At 53.1% G+C, this 18,888-nt stretch carries 17 protein-coding genes; 7 read left to right on the top strand and 10 right to left on the bottom strand.

The genetic code is table 11. The features are described from left to right. The first annotated feature begins 6 nt into the window (after nt 1-6). The 4 genes from fdxH (at nt 7) to EAE_RS07490 (ending at nt 3,634) form a co-directional block, all read left to right on the top strand. Entirely contained in the window at nt 7-909 is a 903-nt protein-coding gene (gene fdxH, locus EAE_RS07505; protein WP_015368961.1) for a formate dehydrogenase subunit beta, read from the top strand. After that, entirely contained in the window at nt 906-1,532 is a 627-nt protein-coding gene (gene fdoI, locus EAE_RS07500) for a formate dehydrogenase cytochrome b556 subunit (RefSeq protein ID WP_015368962.1), read from the top strand. The genes fdxH and fdoI overlap by 4 nt, the downstream gene beginning before the upstream one ends. A 5-nt stretch (nt 1,533-1,537) precedes the next feature. After that, nucleotides 1,538-2,467, top strand: a complete 930-nt coding sequence (gene fdhE, locus EAE_RS07495) for a formate dehydrogenase accessory protein FdhE (RefSeq protein ID WP_015368963.1) — start codon at nt 1,538-1,540, stop codon at nt 2,465-2,467. 249 nt (nt 2,468-2,716) lie between these two features. Beyond that, the gene (locus tag EAE_RS07490) at nt 2,717-3,634 is read left to right on the top strand and encodes an alpha/beta hydrolase (protein WP_015703935.1); all 918 of its coding nucleotides are present in this window, start codon (nt 2,717-2,719) and stop codon (nt 3,632-3,634) included. 16 nt (nt 3,635-3,650) lie between these two features. Here the strand turns inward: EAE_RS07490 and fabY are convergent, their stop codons facing one another. The 8 genes from fabY to typA form a co-directional block, all read right to left on the bottom strand. After that, nucleotides 3,651-4,592 (bottom strand): fatty acid biosynthesis protein FabY, encoded by a 942-nt coding sequence (gene fabY, locus EAE_RS07485; RefSeq protein WP_015368966.1) that lies wholly within the window; start codon nt 4,590-4,592, stop codon nt 3,651-3,653. A 44-nt stretch (nt 4,593-4,636) separates the two neighbouring features. Beyond that, complete coding sequence (gene dtd, locus EAE_RS07480; protein WP_015368967.1) at nt 4,637-5,074, bottom strand: D-aminoacyl-tRNA deacylase; 438 nt, start codon at nt 5,072-5,074, stop codon at nt 4,637-4,639. Continuing rightward, nucleotides 5,071-5,931 carry a virulence factor BrkB family protein gene (locus EAE_RS07475; protein WP_015368968.1) on the bottom strand — a complete coding sequence of 287 codons (861 nt, stop codon included), beginning with the start codon at nt 5,929-5,931 and terminating at the stop codon, nt 5,071-5,073. The genes dtd and EAE_RS07475 overlap by 4 nt, the downstream gene beginning before the upstream one ends. Continuing rightward, nucleotides 5,925-6,524, bottom strand: coding sequence for a glucose-1-phosphatase (gene yihX, locus EAE_RS07470; RefSeq protein ID WP_015368969.1), 600 nt, complete (start codon nt 6,522-6,524; stop codon nt 5,925-5,927). Before yihX ends, EAE_RS07475 begins: the two co-directional genes overlap by 7 nt. 152 nt (nt 6,525-6,676) lie before the next feature. Beyond that, complete coding sequence (locus tag EAE_RS07465; RefSeq protein WP_015703933.1) at nt 6,677-7,936, bottom strand: MFS transporter; 1,260 nt, start codon at nt 7,934-7,936, stop codon at nt 6,677-6,679. A gap of 98 nt (nt 7,937-8,034) precedes the next feature. Continuing rightward, nucleotides 8,035-9,015: a sugar phosphate isomerase/epimerase family protein gene (locus EAE_RS07460; protein ID WP_015703932.1), complete on the bottom strand. Its 981-nt coding sequence runs from the start codon at nt 9,013-9,015 to the stop codon at nt 8,035-8,037. Nucleotides 9,016-9,022: 7 nt separating this feature from the next. Next, entirely contained in the window at nt 9,023-9,733 is a 711-nt protein-coding gene (locus EAE_RS07455; protein WP_015703931.1) for a GntR family transcriptional regulator, read from the bottom strand. A 205-nt stretch (nt 9,734-9,938) separates the two neighbouring features. Beyond that, nucleotides 9,939-11,762 (bottom strand): ribosome-dependent GTPase TypA, encoded by a 1,824-nt coding sequence (typA, locus tag EAE_RS07450; RefSeq protein WP_015368970.1) that lies wholly within the window; start codon nt 11,760-11,762, stop codon nt 9,939-9,941. A 376-nt stretch (nt 11,763-12,138) separates the two neighbouring features. On the opposite strand from typA, the gene glnA reads away from it, so the two are divergent. The 3 genes from glnA (at nt 12,139) to glnG (ending at nt 16,204) form a co-directional block, all read left to right on the top strand. Next, on the top strand, nt 12,139-13,548 hold the full coding sequence (glnA, locus tag EAE_RS07445) for a glutamate--ammonia ligase (protein ID WP_015368971.1): 1,410 nt from the start codon (nt 12,139-12,141) through the stop codon (nt 13,546-13,548). A gap of 188 nt (nt 13,549-13,736) precedes the next feature. Continuing rightward, complete coding sequence (glnL, locus tag EAE_RS07440) at nt 13,737-14,786, top strand: nitrogen regulation protein NR(II) (protein ID WP_015368972.1); 1,050 nt, start codon at nt 13,737-13,739, stop codon at nt 14,784-14,786. A gap of 8 nt (nt 14,787-14,794) precedes the next feature. Then, on the top strand, nt 14,795-16,204 hold the full coding sequence (gene glnG, locus EAE_RS07435) for a nitrogen regulation protein NR(I) (RefSeq protein ID WP_015368973.1): 1,410 nt from the start codon (nt 14,795-14,797) through the stop codon (nt 16,202-16,204). A 54-nt stretch (nt 16,205-16,258) separates the two neighbouring features. On the opposite strand, the gene hemN is transcribed toward glnG, so the two are convergent. Together hemN and yihI are read right to left on the bottom strand one after the other, a co-directional pair. Continuing rightward, nucleotides 16,259-17,632 (bottom strand): oxygen-independent coproporphyrinogen III oxidase, encoded by a 1,374-nt coding sequence (gene hemN / locus EAE_RS07430; protein ID WP_015703930.1) that lies wholly within the window; start codon nt 17,630-17,632, stop codon nt 16,259-16,261. A 188-nt stretch (nt 17,633-17,820) separates the two neighbouring features. Next, complete coding sequence (gene yihI / locus EAE_RS07425) at nt 17,821-18,324, bottom strand: Der GTPase-activating protein YihI (protein ID WP_015703929.1); 504 nt, start codon at nt 18,322-18,324, stop codon at nt 17,821-17,823. Nucleotides 18,325-18,888 lie beyond the last annotated feature (564 nt).

The raw sequence follows: 18,888 nt of genomic DNA, 5'->3' as shown, positions 1-18,888 counted from the left end.
CGACTTATGGCTTATCAATCGCAAGATATTATTCGTCGTTCCGCGACTAACGGTTTCACTCCCGCGCCTCAGGCGCGGGACCACCAGCAGGAAGTGGCGAAGCTTATCGACGTTACCACCTGTATCGGCTGTAAAGCCTGCCAGGTGGCCTGTTCCGAATGGAACGATCTCCGTGACGAAGTGGGTAACAACGTTGGGGTGTATGACAACCCGGCGGACCTGACCGCCAAGTCATGGACGGTCATGCGCTTCTCGGAAGTGGAACAAAACGACAAGCTGGAATGGCTTATTCGTAAAGATGGCTGCATGCACTGCGCTGACCCGGGCTGCCTGAAGGCCTGTCCGTCAGAAGGCGCGATCATTCAGTACGCTAACGGCATCGTCGACTTCCAGTCTGAGCAGTGTATCGGCTGCGGCTACTGCATCGCAGGTTGCCCGTTCGATGTACCGCGCCTGAACCCGGAAGACAACCGCGTCTACAAATGTACGCTGTGCGTAGACCGCGTGACTGTCGGCCAGGAGCCGGCCTGCGTGAAAACCTGCCCGACCGGCGCTATCCACTTTGGTTCGAAAGAGGATATGAAAACGCTGGCCGGCGAGCGCGTCGCAGAGCTGAAAACCCGCGGTTATGACAAGGCGGGTCTGTACGATCCGGCTGGCGTTGGCGGCACCCACGTGATGTACGTGCTGCACCATGCCGATAAACCGAATCTCTACCACGGTCTGCCAGAGAATCCGGAAATCAGCCAAACGGTGAAATTCTGGAAAGGTATCTGGAAACCGCTGGCGGCGGTCGGCTTTGCTGCGACCTTCGCAGCCAGTATCTTCCACTACGTCGGCGTCGGTCCGAACCGCGCAGATGAAGAAGAAGACAACCTGCATGAAGAGAAAGACGAGGTGCGCAAATGAGAAAACGTGACACCATCGTGCGCTACACGGCGCCGGAACGCATCAACCACTGGATAACCGCCTTCTGCTTTATTCTGGCGGCGGTAAGCGGGTTAGGCTTTTTCTTCCCGTCGTTTAACTGGCTGATGCATATTCTCGGTACGCCGCAGCTGGCGCGTATTCTCCACCCGTTCGTCGGGGTGGTGATGTTCGCGTCGTTTATCATCATGTTTTTCCGTTACTGGCATCACAACCTAATCAATCGGGATGATATCTTTTGGGCGAAGAATATTCGTAAGATCGTCGTCAACGAGGAAGTAGGCGATACCGGGCGTTATAACTTCGGCCAGAAATGCGTATTCTGGGCGGCGATTATTTTCCTGGTGCTGCTGCTGGTAAGCGGCGTGATCATCTGGCGTCCGTACTTTGCGCCTGCATTCTCAATCCCGGTGATCCGATTCGCGCTGATGCTGCATTCTTTTGCCGCAGTCGCGTTAATTGTGGTTATCATGGTGCATATCTACGCCGCCCTTTGGGTGAAAGGCACCATTACCGCGATGGTGGAAGGCTGGGTTACCAAAACGTGGGCGAAGAAACATCACCCGCGCTGGTACCGTGAAGTCCGCCAGAAACAGGAAAAATAGACTGCATGAGTATTCGCATAATCCCGCAAGACGAGCTGGGTTCGAGCGAGAAACGCACGGCGGAAGCAATTCCGCCGCTACTGTTCCCCAGACTGAAGAATCTTTATAACCGCCGCGCAGAGCGCCTGCGCGAGCTGGCCGCCAACAACCCGCTGGGCGATTACCTGCGCTTTGCCGCGCTGATCGCTCATGCGCAGGAAGTGGTGCTGTACGACCATCCGTTGCAGATGGATCTGACTGCCCGCATTAAAGAGGCCAACGATCAGGGCAAGCCGCCGCTGGATATTCACGTATTACCGCGTGATAAACACTGGCACAAGCTGCTGCATTCACTGATCGCCGAGCTGAAACCTGAGATGAGCGGCCCGGCGCTGTCGGTTATCGAGAACCTGGAAAAAGCCTCCGGGCCGGAACTGGAAGAGATGGCCAGCGCGCTATTTGCTTCCGATTTCGCCTCGGTCAGCAGCGACAAAGCGCCGTTTATCTGGGCCGCGCTGTCGCTGTACTGGGCGCAAATGGCCAGCCTGATCCCGGGGAAAGCGCGCGCCGAATACGGCGAGCATCGCCAGTTCTGCCCGGTTTGCGGCTCGATGCCGGTCTCCAGCATCGTGCAAATCGGCACCACTCAGGGGCTGCGCTATCTGCACTGCAACTTGTGTGAAACCGAATGGCATGTGGTACGCGTAAAATGCAGCAACTGCGAACAGAGCCGCGACCTGCACTACTGGTCGCTGGACAACGAGCAGGCGGCGGTGAAAGCCGAAAGCTGCGGCGACTGCGGGAGCTACCTGAAGATTATGTATCAGGAGAAAGACCCGAAAGTCGAAGCCGTTGCCGACGATTTAGCCTCGCTGGTACTCGATGCTCGCATGGAACAGGAAGGCTTCGCCAGAAGCTCAATTAACCCGTTCATGTTCCCCGGCGAAGGGGAGTAAGTTCTGCGCACCTATAACGGGCGACTCAGGTCGCTCGTTATCATTCATACGGCGTGACCACGCCGGAAATGCTCTCCTTATCCCGATCCTGCTTCTCCAGATATTGTTCAACAGAAGAAGCAGATCTTTGCTGAGAAATACTCTTTTGCGAGCCGCTTTCCACAATGCGATCGCAGCTCCATTCGGTATATCTTTTTCGCAAAAACCAGGCTATAACACTGGATATTAATCCAGTAAAAGGGACTTGCCATGACGTTGGAAAAAGGTATTGCTTCGCTGGTTGAGGAGTTTATTGCTGCGGGGCGGCCACCATCGCGAGAACAGAGTATTGATGACCGGAGAAACGGCTATCTCGCCAGCGCCGTTCTCGCAGGGGAAACGGAGACGCGTGTGCAGGTTGAAGACATCACGCTCGATGGCATAACCTTTCGCGTCGTCTCGCCGCCAAAAAGCAACGGCTTGCTACCCACCATTGTGTATTACCACGGCGGCTGTTTTGTGAGCGGCGACTTTGCCACCCATGACAACCAATTGCGCCAGCTTGCCTGGTTCAGTGGGTGCCGGGTGATCGCCGTGCAGTACCGTCTGGCGCCGGAGTACACTTTTCCGGCGGCGCACGATGATGCGGAACGAGGCGCCAACATTATCTATCGGTATGCGCAGCGGCTTGGCGTTGACGCCGCGCGCATCACGCTGGCCGGCGACAGCGCCGGCGGCCACCTCGCCCTGGTCACAGCGCTACGCCTGAAAGCGGCGGGAGTATGGCAACCTGCGCAGCTTATCCTGATTTACCCTATGCTCGACGCTACCGCCAGCATGGCAAGCTACGCCAGCAACGGCGAGGATTACATCATTACCCGGGATACGCTGCTTAGCGGCTACGAAATGTATTTAGCGGCCACACCCGCTACCCATCCGGAAGCCAGTCCGCTGTGGCGCGAAGATTTTAACGGGCTGCCGCCGGTTCATATCCTGACGGCCGAATTTGATCCTTTGCGCGATGAGGGAGAAGCGCTGTACCGGCGGTTAATAGCACAAGGGATAGAAAGCTCCTGCCAGCGCTATCTGGGCGTCATTCACGGTTTCTTTCAGTTAGGTGGGATAAGCCTCGCGGCAAAGCAGGCGATGCGCGATATCGCCTGGCGTACGCAAACGCCAGGCCAATAATAATGCCAGAGGCGGGTTACTCTTCCTCGTTCCCGCCCTCTTCATAAGAACCAAACGGCTTCGCGGGCAGTACGATATAGGTTCCCTCAAAAACGGCGCCCAGCTTATCGTTACCGAACAGTTCGACCTGAAGCTGCACGCGAGCCTTACGCCCGCGCGCCAGGCGATCGAGATCGCCGCTTAGCGAGCCCAAATCGGCCACGGCATTCGGCCTCCCGCTGATCGGCTTGCTGTAACGGATATGCGCATCGGCAAGGATAATCGTGCCGCCAAGGTGCCGCTCGCGCAGCATTAACCAGATTAGCCCCCAGCCGGTTAAGGTAGCGAGCGAAAACAGGCTGCCGGCAAATAACGTATGATGCGGATTCTGGTTTCCCGCTTCGGGCATGGTGGTGATAAATTTTTGCCCGGTATACTGCTGAATGCGCACCCCCATCTTTTCGCTCAGCGGAATGTGCTGATACCAGGCCTGCTGCAGTTGGCCGCACCAGTCGCCGCGGTGCAGGATGTCGTCCAGTGAAGCAATGGGTTTAATCATCAAGAAGTGGCGAATCGGCGTGGTTGTCGGCGTGGTGATTTCACCCTGGTTCACAAAGCCCAGTTTAGAGAAAAACTCCATCGCATCTTCACGGGCGCTACAGGTCACCCGCTTCACCCCTTCCTGACGGGCGACTGACTCAAGGGTCATCGCCATAAGGGTGCCTAAACCTTTATCCTGAACGGAAGGATGAACGGCCATAAAACGGATCGAGGCTTCATTCTCCGCATTAATATACAGCCGGCCGACGGCAACCAGATTGCCCTCTTCATCGACGACCATCTGGTGATGCGCCATGGCATCCCAGGCGTCGCGTTCCGACCCTTTAGGCTGATGCAGCGGCTTACGCAACATCTCCCAGCGGAACTGATAATAGCTTTCTAACTCTTCTTCTGTTTGCGGTACACGAAGGTGATACATAGCTGTACTCTCTTTTGTTACCCGCAGCCTGCCCGGAAGCTGACTCATACCTGCAACCAAAAGGTCACGGGACCATCGTTTACCAGCGAGACCTGCATATCCGCAGCGAATCTCCCGGTCTGAGTATTCATTTCTTGTTGGCGGCAGCGCTCAACAAAGTATTCATACAGCGCTTCCGCTCTGTCCGGCGCCGCGCCTTTGGAAAAACTCGGGCGCATGCCGCGCTCGGTATCGGCCGCTAGCGTAAACTGCGAAACTACCAGCACGCTGCCGCCCGCCTGCTGGACATTAAGATTCATTTTGCCTTCGGCATCGCTGAAAATGCGATAGCCGAGCACTCGTTCACACAGACGATTGGCCTTCTGTTCGTCATCGTCTTTCTCGACGCCCAGCAGCACCAGCAGTCCCGGACCGATTTCACCCGTCACTTCACCCTCCACGGTAACGCTTGCACGGGATACGCGTTGAATTAATGCAATCATGGTTGTTCTGTTTCTTCTTTTTTGAGTTTGCGGTATTCACCGAGAGTGACAGTTATTTCAGCGCCAAGCAAGACGATACACCAGGTCCAGTAAACCCAGACAAACAAAATGGGTACTACCGCAATCACGCCATAAATCAGCTGGTATGACGGAAACATGGTGATATATAAAGCAAAAGCCTTTTTACCGGCTTCAAAAAGCAGTGCCGCCACCAGCGAGCCGATTACCGCATCGCGATTGCGTACCTGGGTGGTGGGCACAATGCTATAAAGCATCCAGAACGCCGCCCACGATAAGATTAGCGGGAATATACGGAGTACATCATCAATGACGCTATTGAGATCGCTGGCCCAGCGTAGTGAGAGAAGATAGGAACTGATTGCCAGACTGGCGCCGGCCAACAGCGGCCCGAGAGTCAGGATCATCCAATAGACCGCAAATGAATAGATTTTTGGCCGCGTCCGACTGCTGCGCCAGATGGTGTTCAGCGCGCTATCAATCGAATACATCAGCAGTAATGAGGTGACAATTAACCCAAAGGCGCCGACGGCCGTCATCCTGCTGGAGTTCGCCACAAACTGTTCGATATATCCCTGAATGACATCGCCGGTCGCCGGAATGAAGTTGGCAAAGATAAAATGGCGGATCTGCACGCTGACGTCGGAGAACATCGGAAAGGCGGCAAACAGGGCAAAAACCACGGCGATCAGCGGTACCAGCGCAAGTAAAGACACGTAGGCCAGATTCCCCGCCAACGTCGTCATGTTGTCTTCTTCAATTCGCCGCCACAGCAGCTTAAGCCAGGCCACCAGCGGCCTGGTATGGTATTTGGTTTTTTGATGAACGCTTTTTAGCATAGCTGTTTCGCAAAGTAGTTGGGGATGGTCTCCTTATCCGTGACCAGAATACTGGTGATCCCCAACTGGTTAGCCCCAGCTATATTATCGGCGTTATCGTCGAAAAAGACCGCATCTTGCGGCGAAAATCCTTCCGCCTGCAGCACGCTTTGGTAGATACGCGTTTCGGGTTTGCGCATCCCCATCTCTTGCGAAAGATACACATGATCTGCGGCAGCACGTACTTGTGGATATTCGCTTGGCCAGAAAGTGGTATGTAAACGGTTGGTGTTCGAGAGTACGACCACGCGGTGCCCCTGGTCGCGAAGTTTTTGCATAATGTCGGTGACTTCTGGACGCAAGGCGACAAAAACGGCCTGCCAACCGTGGGCAAACTGTTCATAGCTCAGCGGCATGTTCATTTCATGACACATTGCAGCGGCAAACTCTTCATCGCTGATCTCCCCGCGTTCATGCTGGTGGAAGGCATCGCCCATAACAAAGTCTTGCTTTAGCGTCGCCAGCGGGATGCGGGTCAAATCGCTCCACGTTCCGAGCACCCGGTTGAAGTCAATGTCGACAATCACATTACCTAAATCAAAGATATAGAGCATTTTTGTCTCCTTCCGCGCCGTTGAAGATTAACTGTAGCGGGAAAGAAGAGGTTTGACTATGAACAAACGGGAAACGGCTCAAGACATCTCAGACGCAAAAACGACCAAAGCCGCATATCTGCGGCTTTGGTGAAATGGCTGAACGCTTAAAATCAGACCAATGCGGTTTCCAACATATTCTTTCTGCGGTTGATGCGTTTAACCAACATCACCGAAACGAACGCGCCGGCGCAAGCGAAGCAGGCCATGATGCCAAAGACTATCTTGTACCCCACCAGACCCGGATTAAGATCGAGAATGTAGCCGTACAGGCTATAGCAAAACATAGCTGGCGCATAGCCAATGAAGCTCCCCAGCGCCATCGCCGCGCCCGTCTGGTTTTCAGCGATTTTCGCTTCCCCAATCGGGGCAAAAAACACGGCTCGTTGCGTAAAAACAATGGCGCCGAACCCGAGAGTACACACCATACCCAGATAGACCGGCATACTTTCGTGCGGTAACAGAATTAACGCGACTAAAGCCAACGTACTGATACAGAAGGTATAAAACAGATATTTACTTGGCGATCTGAGGATCTTATCGGCAATTAAACCGCCAATTGGACCACCGATCATTTTTAAACAGTACTGGTTAATAATGCCGTATGCGCCAACCAGGGCTACCGGCAGCATGTAGATGTTCTTCAGGAACGGGATAAAGAAGGTGAGTCCACAGTACACGGCGTAGACAAAAAACACATTGAAGGCAATCAGCCAGATTGTTTTGTCTTTCAGCACCGAAGAGATGCTGGTTTGTTGCCTGGTGGCGCCTTCATCAGCGGCGGGCGTCGACTCATCCTTCTGCTTAAGCATGAAAAACAGCAAGATGCCTACAACAATGACAATAATGGCGTAGAACCAAATGCCGGCTTTAAAACCCAGCAAACCACTGCCAAACCAGGTGAAAATAGCCAAGGCTGAGAATGCGATGACGGTGTCAACAATACCGCGTCCCGTTTCGAAGAAGCCAAATAAGCGTCCCTGTTGTTCGCTATTTCCTAACCGACTCACCGATTTTAATAGTACCGGCCAGTTCATCATGTCGCAGGTGACGCCAAATAATGCCCAAACAAATAGAATGCCCCAATAGCCAGGCATCGTTGTCAGATAGATACCTAACAATCCCGTCGCTATCAGTGAAAATGACATGGTGTAGCGACGCGGAAGTTTATCAGCAAAGTAAATTGACAAGAAAAAACCAATGGTTGTCACCACTGAGTTTACCGACATGGCATTACCAATCTGACCATTGGTCAAATGAAAGTAATCCTGCATCGGTATATAAAACGCATCTTTTAATGAAGGCAGTTTATAAATGGTACCACCACAAAGCGTTAACAGGCTAAATATAGCCCATTTCTTTCTTGTGAGCATAAGATCCCCTGATGACTTAACATCATTTTATTTAAGGACATGGAATATTTCGCTATTAAATTAAAATAGCGGCCATCAATACCAAATTTAATTAAAAATTAACGCGAAAGCACTTTCAGAGCATCATTTTTTATGTCGTGTAAGGTGTCCCTGACAAAATTTAACTGGGCGATCGCATCCTGTTTTTCTTTATCCAGCCGGGCTTCAAGTTGCGTTGTATCAGGCAGAGGCGTTTCGCTCAGTTGTCTCCACGGGATCCACGGGTTATCGCCTTCGGTTGCAAAACGGAAAGGCGGCGCGTAATAATCAACCTCTTCTTCCAGACCGTAGGCCATCACCTGTGGTTGCTCCTGGCCCAGACAAATTAACTCAGTCAGCAGCGCTTTAAATGGCATATCGCCGTGACCCGAATTACAGGCCCGGTGCCCCAGTCCGCCATTTTCCGCAATGATACAGGCATCTTTAATGTGAACCTGAGTGACATAGGGCGACATGACCGCTAACGCTTCCAGCGGCTGTTCGTTGGCATTGATCATATTGGCAAAATCAAAAAGCAGTGATAGCGACGGCATCTCGCTTTGTTTAACCAGATTGACTAACTCAATACTTTTTAAATCTTCATGTTGTTCAATGGTAAAAGCGAGTCCAGAGTGACTATACGTCTCTTTAATATATTGAATATCAGCCGAAATACTTGCTAAAACATCCTGTAAAGGCCCTTCGTAACGAGGATAAAAACGAACGGAGGTTGCCCCGGTCTTTAATGCGATAGCGACGGCTTGATCGATGGTCTCTTTATCGGAGGCGCTGGTTTCTATATGGATATCCAGCCGTAACGCTTTTGCCTGCTCGCCAAAAGCGGCCAATTGCATATTATCCATACAGCTAAGAGAGTAACGCTCGCCATCGAGGACATGAATTTTCACACCTTTTAAATGATGGCTATTCGCAATTTTCAGTAAATCAACTGGTAAAATTCTCTCCAGCCGCATATTCAGGTGATATGCATAAGCATGAAGATAAAGAGGAATATTATCAATGCGAGAAAGGATCTTCTCAGCGTTATCTTTAGTGAGCATAAAATACCTACAAGTTAATAAAGAGATCCACAGCCTCAAATCGCCAATATTCGAGATCTATTTGCACGATATTACCTGCACTATCGGCACGATGTTTTTCTATCAGAATAGCGGGCATACCGGCAGAGCCGCCAATGAATTTACTTACATCGCCGGGCATTCTTACTGGCCTGAAGGCTAATTTTTTAATAACTACAGTTTTATGATAGTCATTCTCCCAAACGGTGGAAAAAGACTGGTTCTTGAGTCTGGTAATAAAATCCGGGGCAACATTCGGGTTGATAAACGTTTCATGATAAAAAACTTTATGCCCTTCCAGGGCCCCCCAGCCGGTTATCAGATATAAATCTTGCGCAGGACAGGTAGCAAAGAGAGCTTCTGCGACGTCGGGATACTCCGTCGTCCGTACCTTTTCGATAAAACCCCACGAAGGTTCTCTACCCTGTTCAATCGCTGCCCGCTGAAAGCTGGCCGAGAGCTCCGGGCTATAGTTAAAACGCGGCTGGGCAACAAACCAACCTTTACGGTCTTTACGAAATATTCTTGATTCCGCCTCCAGACCGAGCAGCGCCTGGCGCAACGTCATGCGCTTGATACCGAGCAACTCGCCAAGCTCGCGCTCGGACGGCAGTTTTCCACCCGATACCGTCAGCCCCTGCTTTAACCACAGGTCCAGTTTCTCTTTCGCATTTTCCACAGTGGATGGGTTATTCGTCATTGTTTAATCCATTTGGTTTAAACCAGATGACTCATCTTACTCTTGTGCAAAAAAAGAAAGCAATTGCTGTCGCAAGCTTTAAGAATAATTGTGACCAAGCTCTCTACCGGAGCCACACTGGCGCCGCCAGAAGATAAGTATGAGGAGCAGGCATAAAAAAACCCCGCCGGAGAGGCGAGGTTTGAAGGGTAGCAAGAAGGGTAAATTACTCTTCTTTCGCACCGCGCATAGCGCGTTTACGATCGTTCTCGGTCAGGTGACGTTTACGGATACGGATAGACGTCGGAGTAACTTCTACCAGTTCGTCGTCATCGATGAACTCCAGAGCCTGCTCCAGGGTCATCTTAACCGGCGGAACCAGAACCGTTGCTTCGTCAGTACCGGACGCACGCATGTTGGTCAGTTTCTTACCGGTCAGGCAGTTTACCGTCAGGTCATTAGAACGGCTGTGAATACCGATAATCTGACCTTCGTAAACTTCAGCACCGTGGCCGAGGAACAGCTTACCGCGATCCTGCAGGCCGAACAGTGCGAACGCAACCGCTTTACCCTGACCGTTAGAGATCAGTACGCCGTTGTTACGCTGGCCCACTTCGCCCGGACGAACGTCGTCGTAGTGGCTGAAGGTGGAGTACAGCAGACCGGTACCGGAAGTCATGGTCATGAACTCTGAACGGAAGCCGATCAGACCACGGCTTGGGATCACGTAGTCGAGACGTACGCGGCCTTTACCGTCTGGATTCATGTTTTTCAGGTCGCCTTTACGCTCGCCCAGCGCCTGCATGACAGACCCCTGGTGCTGCTCTTCGACGTCCAGCGTTACGTTTTCGAACGGCTCTTGTTTACGGCCATCGATTTCGCGGAAGATAACTTTCGGACGGGAAACCGCCATCTCGAAACCTTCACGACGCATGTTTTCAATCAGAACAGACAGGTGCAGTTCGCCACGGCCAGAAACGCGGAACGCATCGGCGTCTTCGGTTTCTTCAACGCGCAGCGCAACGTTGTGCACCAGCTCTTTGTTCAGACGGTCCAGGATCTGGCGAGAGGTAACGAACTTACCTTCTTTACCGCAGAACGGAGAGGTGTTGACGTTGAAGAACATAGATACGGTCGGCTCATCAACAGACAGTGCCGGCAGCGCTTCGACGTTCTGCGGGTCGCAGATGGTGTCGGAGATGTTCAGCTCGCCCAGACCGGTGATCGCGATGATGTCGCCAGCTTCGGCTACATCGCTCTCGATACGCTCGAGACCAAGGTGAGTCAGTACTTTACCGACTTTACCGTTGCGGGTTTTCCCTTCGCTATCGATGATAGTGATCTGCTGGTTCGGCTTCACTTTACCGCGCTTGATGCGACCAATGCCGATTACGCCAACGTAGTTGTTGTAGTCGAGCTGGGAGATTTGCATCTGCAGCGGACCGTCAAGGTCAACGTCCGGCGCCGGTACACGGTCAACAATCGCCTGGTACAGCGGGGTCATGTCTTCAGCCATGTCTTCGTGGTCCAGACCCGCGATACCGTTCAGCGCGGAAGCGTAAACGATCGGGAAGTCCAGCTGTTCGTCGGTCGCGTCGAGGTTAACGAACAGGTCGAATACCTGGTCGACAACCCAATCCGGACGCGCGCCCGGACGGTCAACTTTGTTGATGACCACGATCGGCTTCAGACCGTGAGCAAACGCTTTTTTGGTAACAAAGCGCGTCTGCGGCATCGGGCCGTCAAAGGCATCAACCACCAGCAGCACAGAGTCAACCATGGACATAACACGCTCAACTTCACCTCCGAAGTCGGCGTGCCCTGGGGTATCAACGATGTTGATACGGTAATCATTCCATTTGATTGCAGTGTTTTTAGCGAGGATGGTAATCCCACGCTCTTTCTCCAAATCGTTGGAGTCCATCACACGTTCTTGTGCTTCAGTACGTGCGTCGAACGTACCGGATTGCTGTAGCAGCTTATCAACCAGGGTAGTTTTACCATGGTCGACGTGCGCGATGATGGCGATATTACGCAGATTTTCGATCACAACTTTGCCTCAGGCATTAGAAATAGCGCGTTATTGTACACGTATTAAGCGAAGGACTGAACAGGATCACAAAGATCCTCCGCAAACAAGTATTGCAGAGTTTGTTTGTGACCGCTTTCACGGAGCGATAAAAGGGCACCGTAATAAAAATTGCACCAAAATGGTGCTCAACGTTCACATTGAAGCACTATTTTGGTGCATTATCTCCATCATGGTGCAGTCCTTTTGCACTATGGTGCGCATGATACAGCGTTTTACCGTACTTTTAAAAGTTGGCACAGATTTCGCTTTATATTTTTTAAGGCAACAACGCCACTTTTAAGCAGTAAGAAGTTCGTTACCACGACGACAATGACCAATCCGGGAGAGTTTAAGTATGTCCGCTGAACACGTTTTGACGATGCTGAACGAGCACGAAGTGAAGTTTGTCGATCTGCGCTTCACCGATACCAAAGGTAAAGAACAGCACGTCACGATTCCTTCCCATCAGGTAAATGCCGAATTCTTTGAAGAAGGCAAAATGTTTGATGGCTCCTCGATTGGCGGTTGGAAAGGTATTAACGAATCCGACATGGTCCTGATGCCGGATGCCACCACGGCGCTGATCGACCCGTTCTATGAAGAACCGACGCTGATCATCCGCTGCGATATCCTGGAACCAGGCACCCTGCAGGGCTACGACCGCGACCCGCGCTCTATCGCCAAGCGCGCTGAAGAGTACCTGCGCGCCACCGGCATCGCCGACACCGTGCTGTTCGGGCCGGAACCAGAATTCTTCCTGTTCGACGACATCCGCTTTGGCGCATCCATCTCTGGTTCCCACGTGGCCATTGACGATATCGAAGGCGCATGGAACTCTTCTACCAAATACGAAGGCGGCAACAAAGGCCACCGTCCGGGCGTGAAAGGCGGTTACTTCCCGGTTCCGCCGGTAGACTCCTCTCAGGATATCCGTTCTACCATGTGTATGATCATGGAAGAGATGGGCCTGGTTGTTGAAGCTCACCACCACGAAGTGGCAACTGCCGGTCAGAACGAAATCGCTACCCGCTTCAACACCATGACCAAAAAAGCGGACGAAATTCAGATCTACAAATATGTTGTACACAACGTCGCTCACCGTTTCGGTAAAACCGCGACCTTCATGCCAAAACCAATGTTTGGCGATAACGGTTCCGGCATGCACTGCCACATGTCCCTGTCCAAGAACGGCGTAAACCTGTTCTCCGGCGACAAATACGCGGGCCTGTCTGAGCAAGCGCTGCACTACATCGGCGGCGTTATCAAGCACGCTAAAGCGATCAACGCCCTGGCGAACCCGACCACTAACTCCTACAAGCGTCTGGTCCCGGGTTACGAAGCGCCGGTTATGCTGGCTTACTCCGCCCGTAACCGCTCTGCTTCCATCCGTATTCCGGTGGTTGCCTCGCCGAAAGCGCGTCGTATCGAAGTGCGCTTCCCGGACCCGGCTGCCAACCCGTACCTGTGCTTCGCCGCGCTGCTGATGGCCGGCCTGGACGGTATTAAAAACAAAATCCATCCTGGCGATGCGATGGACAAAAACCTGTACGATCTGCCGCCGGAAGAAGCGAAAGAAATCCCGCAGGTTGCAGGTTCTCTGGAAGAAGCCCTGCAGGCTCTGGACGCAGACCGCGAGTTCCTGACCGCAGGCGGCGTCTTCACTGACGAAGCTATCGATGCTTACATCGCCCTGCGCATTGAAGAAAACGACCGCGTACGTATGACTCCGCACCCGGTTGAGTTCGAACTGTACTACAGCGTCTGATTTTGCTGTAAATCCATGGTGTTCCCGTGTTGTGGCACGGGATACCAGGGATGTTTTGTTGCCGTGGAAACTTTCAGCCCATCTCAGGATGGGCTTTTTTCTCCAGCAACACGCTGATCTCTCGCGCTTTTTACCAATAAAAAGCTATACTGCACTAAAATAGTGCAACCATTTCAGGAGACTGTCAGATGGCAACAGGCACACAGCCCGATGCTGGGCAGATCCTCAACTCGCTGATCCACAGTATCTTATTAGTCGATGACGACCTCGCGGTGCATTACGCTAACCCGGCTGCCCAGCAGTTACTGGCGCAAAGTTCGCGTAAATTATTCGGTACGCCGCTGCCAGAATTGCTGAGCTACTTTTCGTTAAACATTGGCCTGATGCAGGAAAGCCTGCAGGCGGGTCAGGGCTTCACGGATAATGAAGTGACGCTGGTGATTGACGGCCGCTCGCACATTCTCTCCCTCACCGCTCAGCGCCTGCCTGAAGGCTATATCCTGCTTGAGATGTCGCCGATGGATAATCAGCGTCGTTTGAGCCAGGAACAGCTGCAGCATGCTCAGCAGGTGGCGGCGCGCGATTTAGTGCGCGGTCTGGCACATGAAATTAAAAACCCGCTCGGTGGCCTGCGCGGTGCGGCGCAGCTATTGAGTAAAGCGCTACCGGATCCCGCGCTGATGGAATATACCCAGGTGATTATTGAACAGGCCGACAGGTTACGTAACCTGGTCGATCGCCTGCTGGGGCCGCAGCATCCCGGTATGCATATCACGGAAAGCATTCATAAAGTCGCGGAGCGCGTGGTGGCGCTGGTCTCCATGGAATTGCCGGATAACGTCAAACTGATCCGCGATTACGACCCGAGCCTGCCAGAGTTGGCCCACGACCCGGAACAAATCGAGCAAGTGTTGCTGAATATCGTGCGAAACGCGCTGCAGGCCCTGGGGCCCGAAGGCGGCGAAATCATCCTGCGCACCCGTACCGCCTTTCAGCTCACGCTCCACGGCGTACGTTACCGTCTGGCGGCGCGTATCGACGTGGAAGATAATGGTCCCGGTATCCCACCCCATCTGCAGGATACGCTGTTTTACCCCATGGTCAGCGGCCGCGAAGGCGGTACCGGTCTTGGCCTTTCTATCGCCCGCAGTCTTATCGATCAGCACTCCGGCAAAATTGAATTTACCAGTTGGCCTGGCCATACCGAGTTTTCGGTATACCTGCCTATTCGGAAATAGAGGTGTTTATGCAACGAGGGATAGCCTGGGTAGTCGATGACGATAGCTCCATCCGTTGGGTGCTTGAACGCGCACTCACCGGAGCGGGTCTAAGCTGTACCACATTTGAGAGCGGCAATGAGGTGCTTGATGCCCTCACCACCAAAACGCCGGACGTTTTACTCTCCGACATTCGCATGCCTGGGATGGACGGTCTGGCGCTGTTAAAGCAGATTAAACAACGCCATCCGATGCTTCCGGTCATCATTATGACCGCACACTCGGATCTCGATGCCGCCGTCAGCGCCTATCAGCAGGGCGCCTTTGATTACCTGCCGAAACCTTTTGATATTGATGAGGCGGTGGCGCTGGTTGACCGTGCGATTAGCCATTATCAGGAGCAGCAGCAGCCGCGTAATACGCCGGTCAGCAGCCCGACAGCCGATATTATTGGCGAAGCGCCGGCGATGCAGGATGTGTTTCGCATCATTGGCCGCCTGTCACGCTCCTCAATCAGCGTACTGATCAACGGCGAATCAGGTACCGGTAAAGAGCTGGTCGCCCACGCGCTGCATCGCCACAGTCCACGCGCCAAATCGCCGTTTATCGCCCTTAACATGGCGGCCATTCCGAAAGATTTGATTGAATCGGAACTGTTCGGCCATGAAAAAGGGGCTTTTACCGGCGCCAATACCGTCCGTCAGGGGCGTTTTGAGCAGGCCGATGGCGGTACGCTGTTCCTTGATGAAATTGGCGATATGCCGCTGGATGTTCAGACGCGACTGCTGCGCGTGCTGGCTGACGGCCAATTTTATCGCGTTGGCGGCTATGCGCCGGTGAAAGTCGATGTGCGGATTATTGCCGCGACCCACCAGAACCTTGAGCTACGCGTGCAGGAAGGAAAATTCCGTGAAGATTTGTTCCATCGCCTGAACGTGATTCGCGTGCATTTGCCGCCGCTGCGCGAACGCCGGGAAGATATTCCGCGCCTGGCGCGCCACTTCCTGCAGATTGCCGCCCGCGAACTGGGCGTCGAAGCCAAGCAGTTGCATCCGGAAACGGAAGCGGCGCTGACGCGACTGGCCTGGCCCGGTAACGTGCGACAGCTGGAGAACACCTGTCGCTGGCTAACGGTGATGGCAGCAGGCCAGGAGGTATTGACCCAGGATCTGCCGTCCGAGCTGTTCGAAACGTCGATTCCCGATAGCCCAACGCAGATCCAACCGGATAGCTGGGCGACGCTGCTGGGGCAATGGGCTGACCGTGCCCTGCGTTCCGGTCATCAAAACCTGCTATCAGAAGCGCAGCCGGAGATGGAGCGTGCATTGCTCACCACCGCGCTACGTCATACGCAAGGGCATAAGCAGGAAGCCGCTCGTCTGCTGGGCTGGGGGCGAAATACGTTAACGCGGAAGCTAAAAGAGCTGGGAATGGAATAACACCGGTCTTAGCGGCGAAATGAACGCCCGGTGAGCTGACTCACCGGGATTCGCTTAAATAACGCGAGAGAACTGCTGCAGGCGCGCTTTCTGTCGCAAATAGGCATCGAAGCACATACAGATGTTACGAATCAACAGACGCCCTTTTGCCGTGACCTGTATTCCTTTTTCATCCACATCCACCAGCCCATCTTTCGCCAGCGGCGCCAGCAATTTCATATCTTCGGCAAAGTAATCGTTGAAGATAAGATCCCACTGCGCTTCAACCGCCGCGAACTCAAGACGGAAGTTACAAATCAGGGCCTTAATGACATCCCGGCGGATGCAATCATCGCGGGTCAACGCAATACCCCGCCACAGCGCGGTGCCGCTTTCATCGACCTGCTGATAATACTGTTTCAGCTCTTTCTGGTTCTGCGCATAGCAGTCGCCAATCATACTGATCGCCGACACGCCCATTCCGAGTAGATCGGTATCACCTTGAGTGGTGTACCCCTGGAAGTTACGGTGCAGCACGCCTTCACGTTGGGCAATCGCCAGTTCATCGTCCGGGCGGGCAAAGTGGTCCATGCCGATAAACTGATAGCCCGCTTTGGTAAGCGAAGCGATGGTTTCCTGCAGGATATCCAGTTTCTGCTCTGCGCTCGGTAAATCCGCGTCTTTAATTTTGCGCTGCGCAGCGAATAACGTTGGCAGATGCGCGTAGTTAAAGACGCTCAGACGGTCCGGGTTGAGTTCAGCCACTTTCTGCAGCGTGAAGGCAAAGCTTTCCGGCGTTTGCTTCGGCAGACCGTAAATCAAATCGATGTTGGTCGATGTGAAGCCAATCTCACGCGCATGACGCAGCAGCGCAAAGATGAATTCTTCATCTTGTTCACGGTTCACCAGGCGCTGTACTTCTTTATTGAAATCCTGCACCCCCATGCTCAGACGGTTGAACCCTGCGGATCGTAAATGATCCAGTACATCCAGTTCGATTTCACGCGGATCAACCTCAATTGAGATTTCCGCATCGGCGTTGAAGTTAAAGTGGTCGCGCAGCAGATTCATCAAGCGGCTGATTTGCGCTTTGTTGAGATAGGTTGGCGTACCGCCGCCCCAGTGCAGCTGGCTAACCTGACGGCCGGCAAAAAGCGGCGCGCGGTGAATAATTTCCTGCTCAAGGACATCAAGATACTGATCGGCCTTATGCTGCTGACGGGTGACAATCTTATTACAGCCGCAGAAATAGCAGAGCTTATGGCAGAACGGGATATGGACGTACAGCGACAGCGGCCGCTGCGGGTAGCGGGCGACGGCGGCGGCAAAATCAGCAGCGCCGAACGCCGGAGAAAACTCCAGCGCGGTGGGATACGAGGTATATCGCGGCCCGGAATAGTTATATTTCTGGATAAGGGCCAGATCCCAGTCGATTAACTGCTCAGACATGCTCACTCCTTCCGATGATGCCGCCGACGGGTACGCCGTGCCGGCCCAACCGCACCTCGGGTCATGAGCCGGTTGCGCAGCCATTTTTGACGCCGCGACAACCGTCTTAGTTTAACGAATAACCACAGCAGATAACATATAACCAGAAGGGTTATAAGCAGGACCGGGAATCCGATGGGATGCAAACGTTAGTTTCCACCCTTCAGCAGACGCATCATATCTTCCTGACGCTCTTCTTCTTCCTCGTCCTCGTCGTCATAGGAGAGGCCAAGCTGCTGCATCAGCGCGTCAATACGATCCAGTTTGGCATCGACCCAGGCCTGCTCTTCAGCATTCAGGGTACCGCCCTCTTCCAGACGTTCCAGCAGCGCGTCCAGGCGCTCATCATTCTCCAGCAAATCCAGCTCAGCCTGCGGTGAAAGCATAGGTTTCTCGCTCTTCGGTTTGTGCTGCTTAACGGCCGGGGTGCTTTCTGTCACGCCCAGCGGGATCGGTTTTTTGCTGCCAATGCGTGGGTCCTGCTGCTGGCTGCGGCCTTTGCCTGCTGAAGCAGCATCGCCGCCGCTGGTGCGGCTGCCTGCGGCATGGCCGCGGTGTTTTTTCTGACGTTTACGGTCGCGTGCTTCCTGGTTCAACTCTTCACGCGACTTACCACGTGCTTTACCGCGCGATGCGGATGCCGGTTTTTTCATGATGTGTGATCTTCAGACAGTTTTCTTCAGTATAGAATTGAGGCGGAATCTAGCAGAAAGCAAGCAAAGAAAAAAGGCGACAGATTAATCTGTCGCCTTTTTCCGCACTCACAACCCTTAACGGGTTTCCACTTTCCATGTCAGCTATCGACTTACCCTGTCTTTCCCTTAGCTTCCAACGGTCCTTGTTTCTATCCCTTTCCCTTTTAAAACGTCTCCAGACGTTTGTCATCCTGACAATCCCGGTCTTCGCCTCCTGGCGCTCCTGACCCCTCGTCCTGAGTCGTAATCCTCCGGCATCCTCGCCTTTGCCCACTACTTTACCGTTTTGCCGGAAATCGACAACCACCTGTAGGATGAAAAGCCTGCTTAAGGGAATAGAGTTTCCTGTAACAGTATGATTTAACGATAATCTATGAATTTGACGTCAGGTTTTTCTCACAAATTTCGTATAGTCCTTATGGACAATGTCTCACAAAGCTCATGGTTTTTGCTTACAACGCCGACGTGCGGTAAAAACAGCCTTTTTCTGCCTTTCAGGTATAATCCCCGCCATAGCCTGAT

The sequence above is a fragment of the Klebsiella aerogenes KCTC 2190 genome (genome assembly GCF_000215745.1).
Lineage (GTDB): Bacteria > Pseudomonadota > Gammaproteobacteria > Enterobacterales > Enterobacteriaceae > Klebsiella > Klebsiella aerogenes.
This window is presented reverse-complemented; position numbering and strand designations above follow the sequence as displayed.

Excerpts from the sequence above, each read along its gene's own strand:
- fdxH (WP_015368961.1), top strand. The coding sequence starts at position 7 with ATGGCTTATCAATCGCAAGATATTATTCGTCGTTCCGCGACTAACGGT.
- fdoI (WP_015368962.1), top strand. The coding sequence starts at position 906 with ATGAGAAAACGTGACACCATCGTGCGCTACACGGCGCCGGAACGCATC.
- fdhE (WP_015368963.1), top strand. The coding sequence starts at position 1,538 with ATGAGTATTCGCATAATCCCGCAAGACGAGCTGGGTTCGAGCGAGAAA.
- EAE_RS07490 (WP_015703935.1), top strand. The coding sequence starts at position 2,717 with ATGACGTTGGAAAAAGGTATTGCTTCGCTGGTTGAGGAGTTTATTGCT.
- fabY (WP_015368966.1), bottom strand. The coding sequence starts at position 4,592 with ATGTATCACCTTCGTGTACCGCAAACAGAAGAAGAGTTAGAAAGCTAT.
- dtd (WP_015368967.1), bottom strand. The coding sequence starts at position 5,074 with ATGATTGCATTAATTCAACGCGTATCCCGTGCAAGCGTTACCGTGGAG.
- EAE_RS07475 (WP_015368968.1), bottom strand. The coding sequence starts at position 5,931 with ATGCTAAAAAGCGTTCATCAAAAAACCAAATACCATACCAGGCCGCTG.
- yihX (WP_015368969.1), bottom strand. The coding sequence starts at position 6,524 with ATGCTCTATATCTTTGATTTAGGTAATGTGATTGTCGACATTGACTTC.
- EAE_RS07465 (WP_015703933.1), bottom strand. The coding sequence starts at position 7,936 with ATGCTCACAAGAAAGAAATGGGCTATATTTAGCCTGTTAACGCTTTGT.
- EAE_RS07460 (WP_015703932.1), bottom strand. The coding sequence starts at position 9,015 with ATGCTCACTAAAGATAACGCTGAGAAGATCCTTTCTCGCATTGATAAT.
- EAE_RS07455 (WP_015703931.1), bottom strand. The coding sequence starts at position 9,733 with ATGACGAATAACCCATCCACTGTGGAAAATGCGAAAGAGAAACTGGAC.
- glnA (WP_015368971.1), top strand. The coding sequence starts at position 12,139 with ATGTCCGCTGAACACGTTTTGACGATGCTGAACGAGCACGAAGTGAAG.
- glnL (WP_015368972.1), top strand. The coding sequence starts at position 13,737 with ATGGCAACAGGCACACAGCCCGATGCTGGGCAGATCCTCAACTCGCTG.
- glnG (WP_015368973.1), top strand. The coding sequence starts at position 14,795 with ATGCAACGAGGGATAGCCTGGGTAGTCGATGACGATAGCTCCATCCGT.
- hemN (WP_015703930.1), bottom strand. The coding sequence starts at position 17,632 with ATGTCTGAGCAGTTAATCGACTGGGATCTGGCCCTTATCCAGAAATAT.
- yihI (WP_015703929.1), bottom strand. The coding sequence starts at position 18,324 with ATGAAAAAACCGGCATCCGCATCGCGCGGTAAAGCACGTGGTAAGTCG.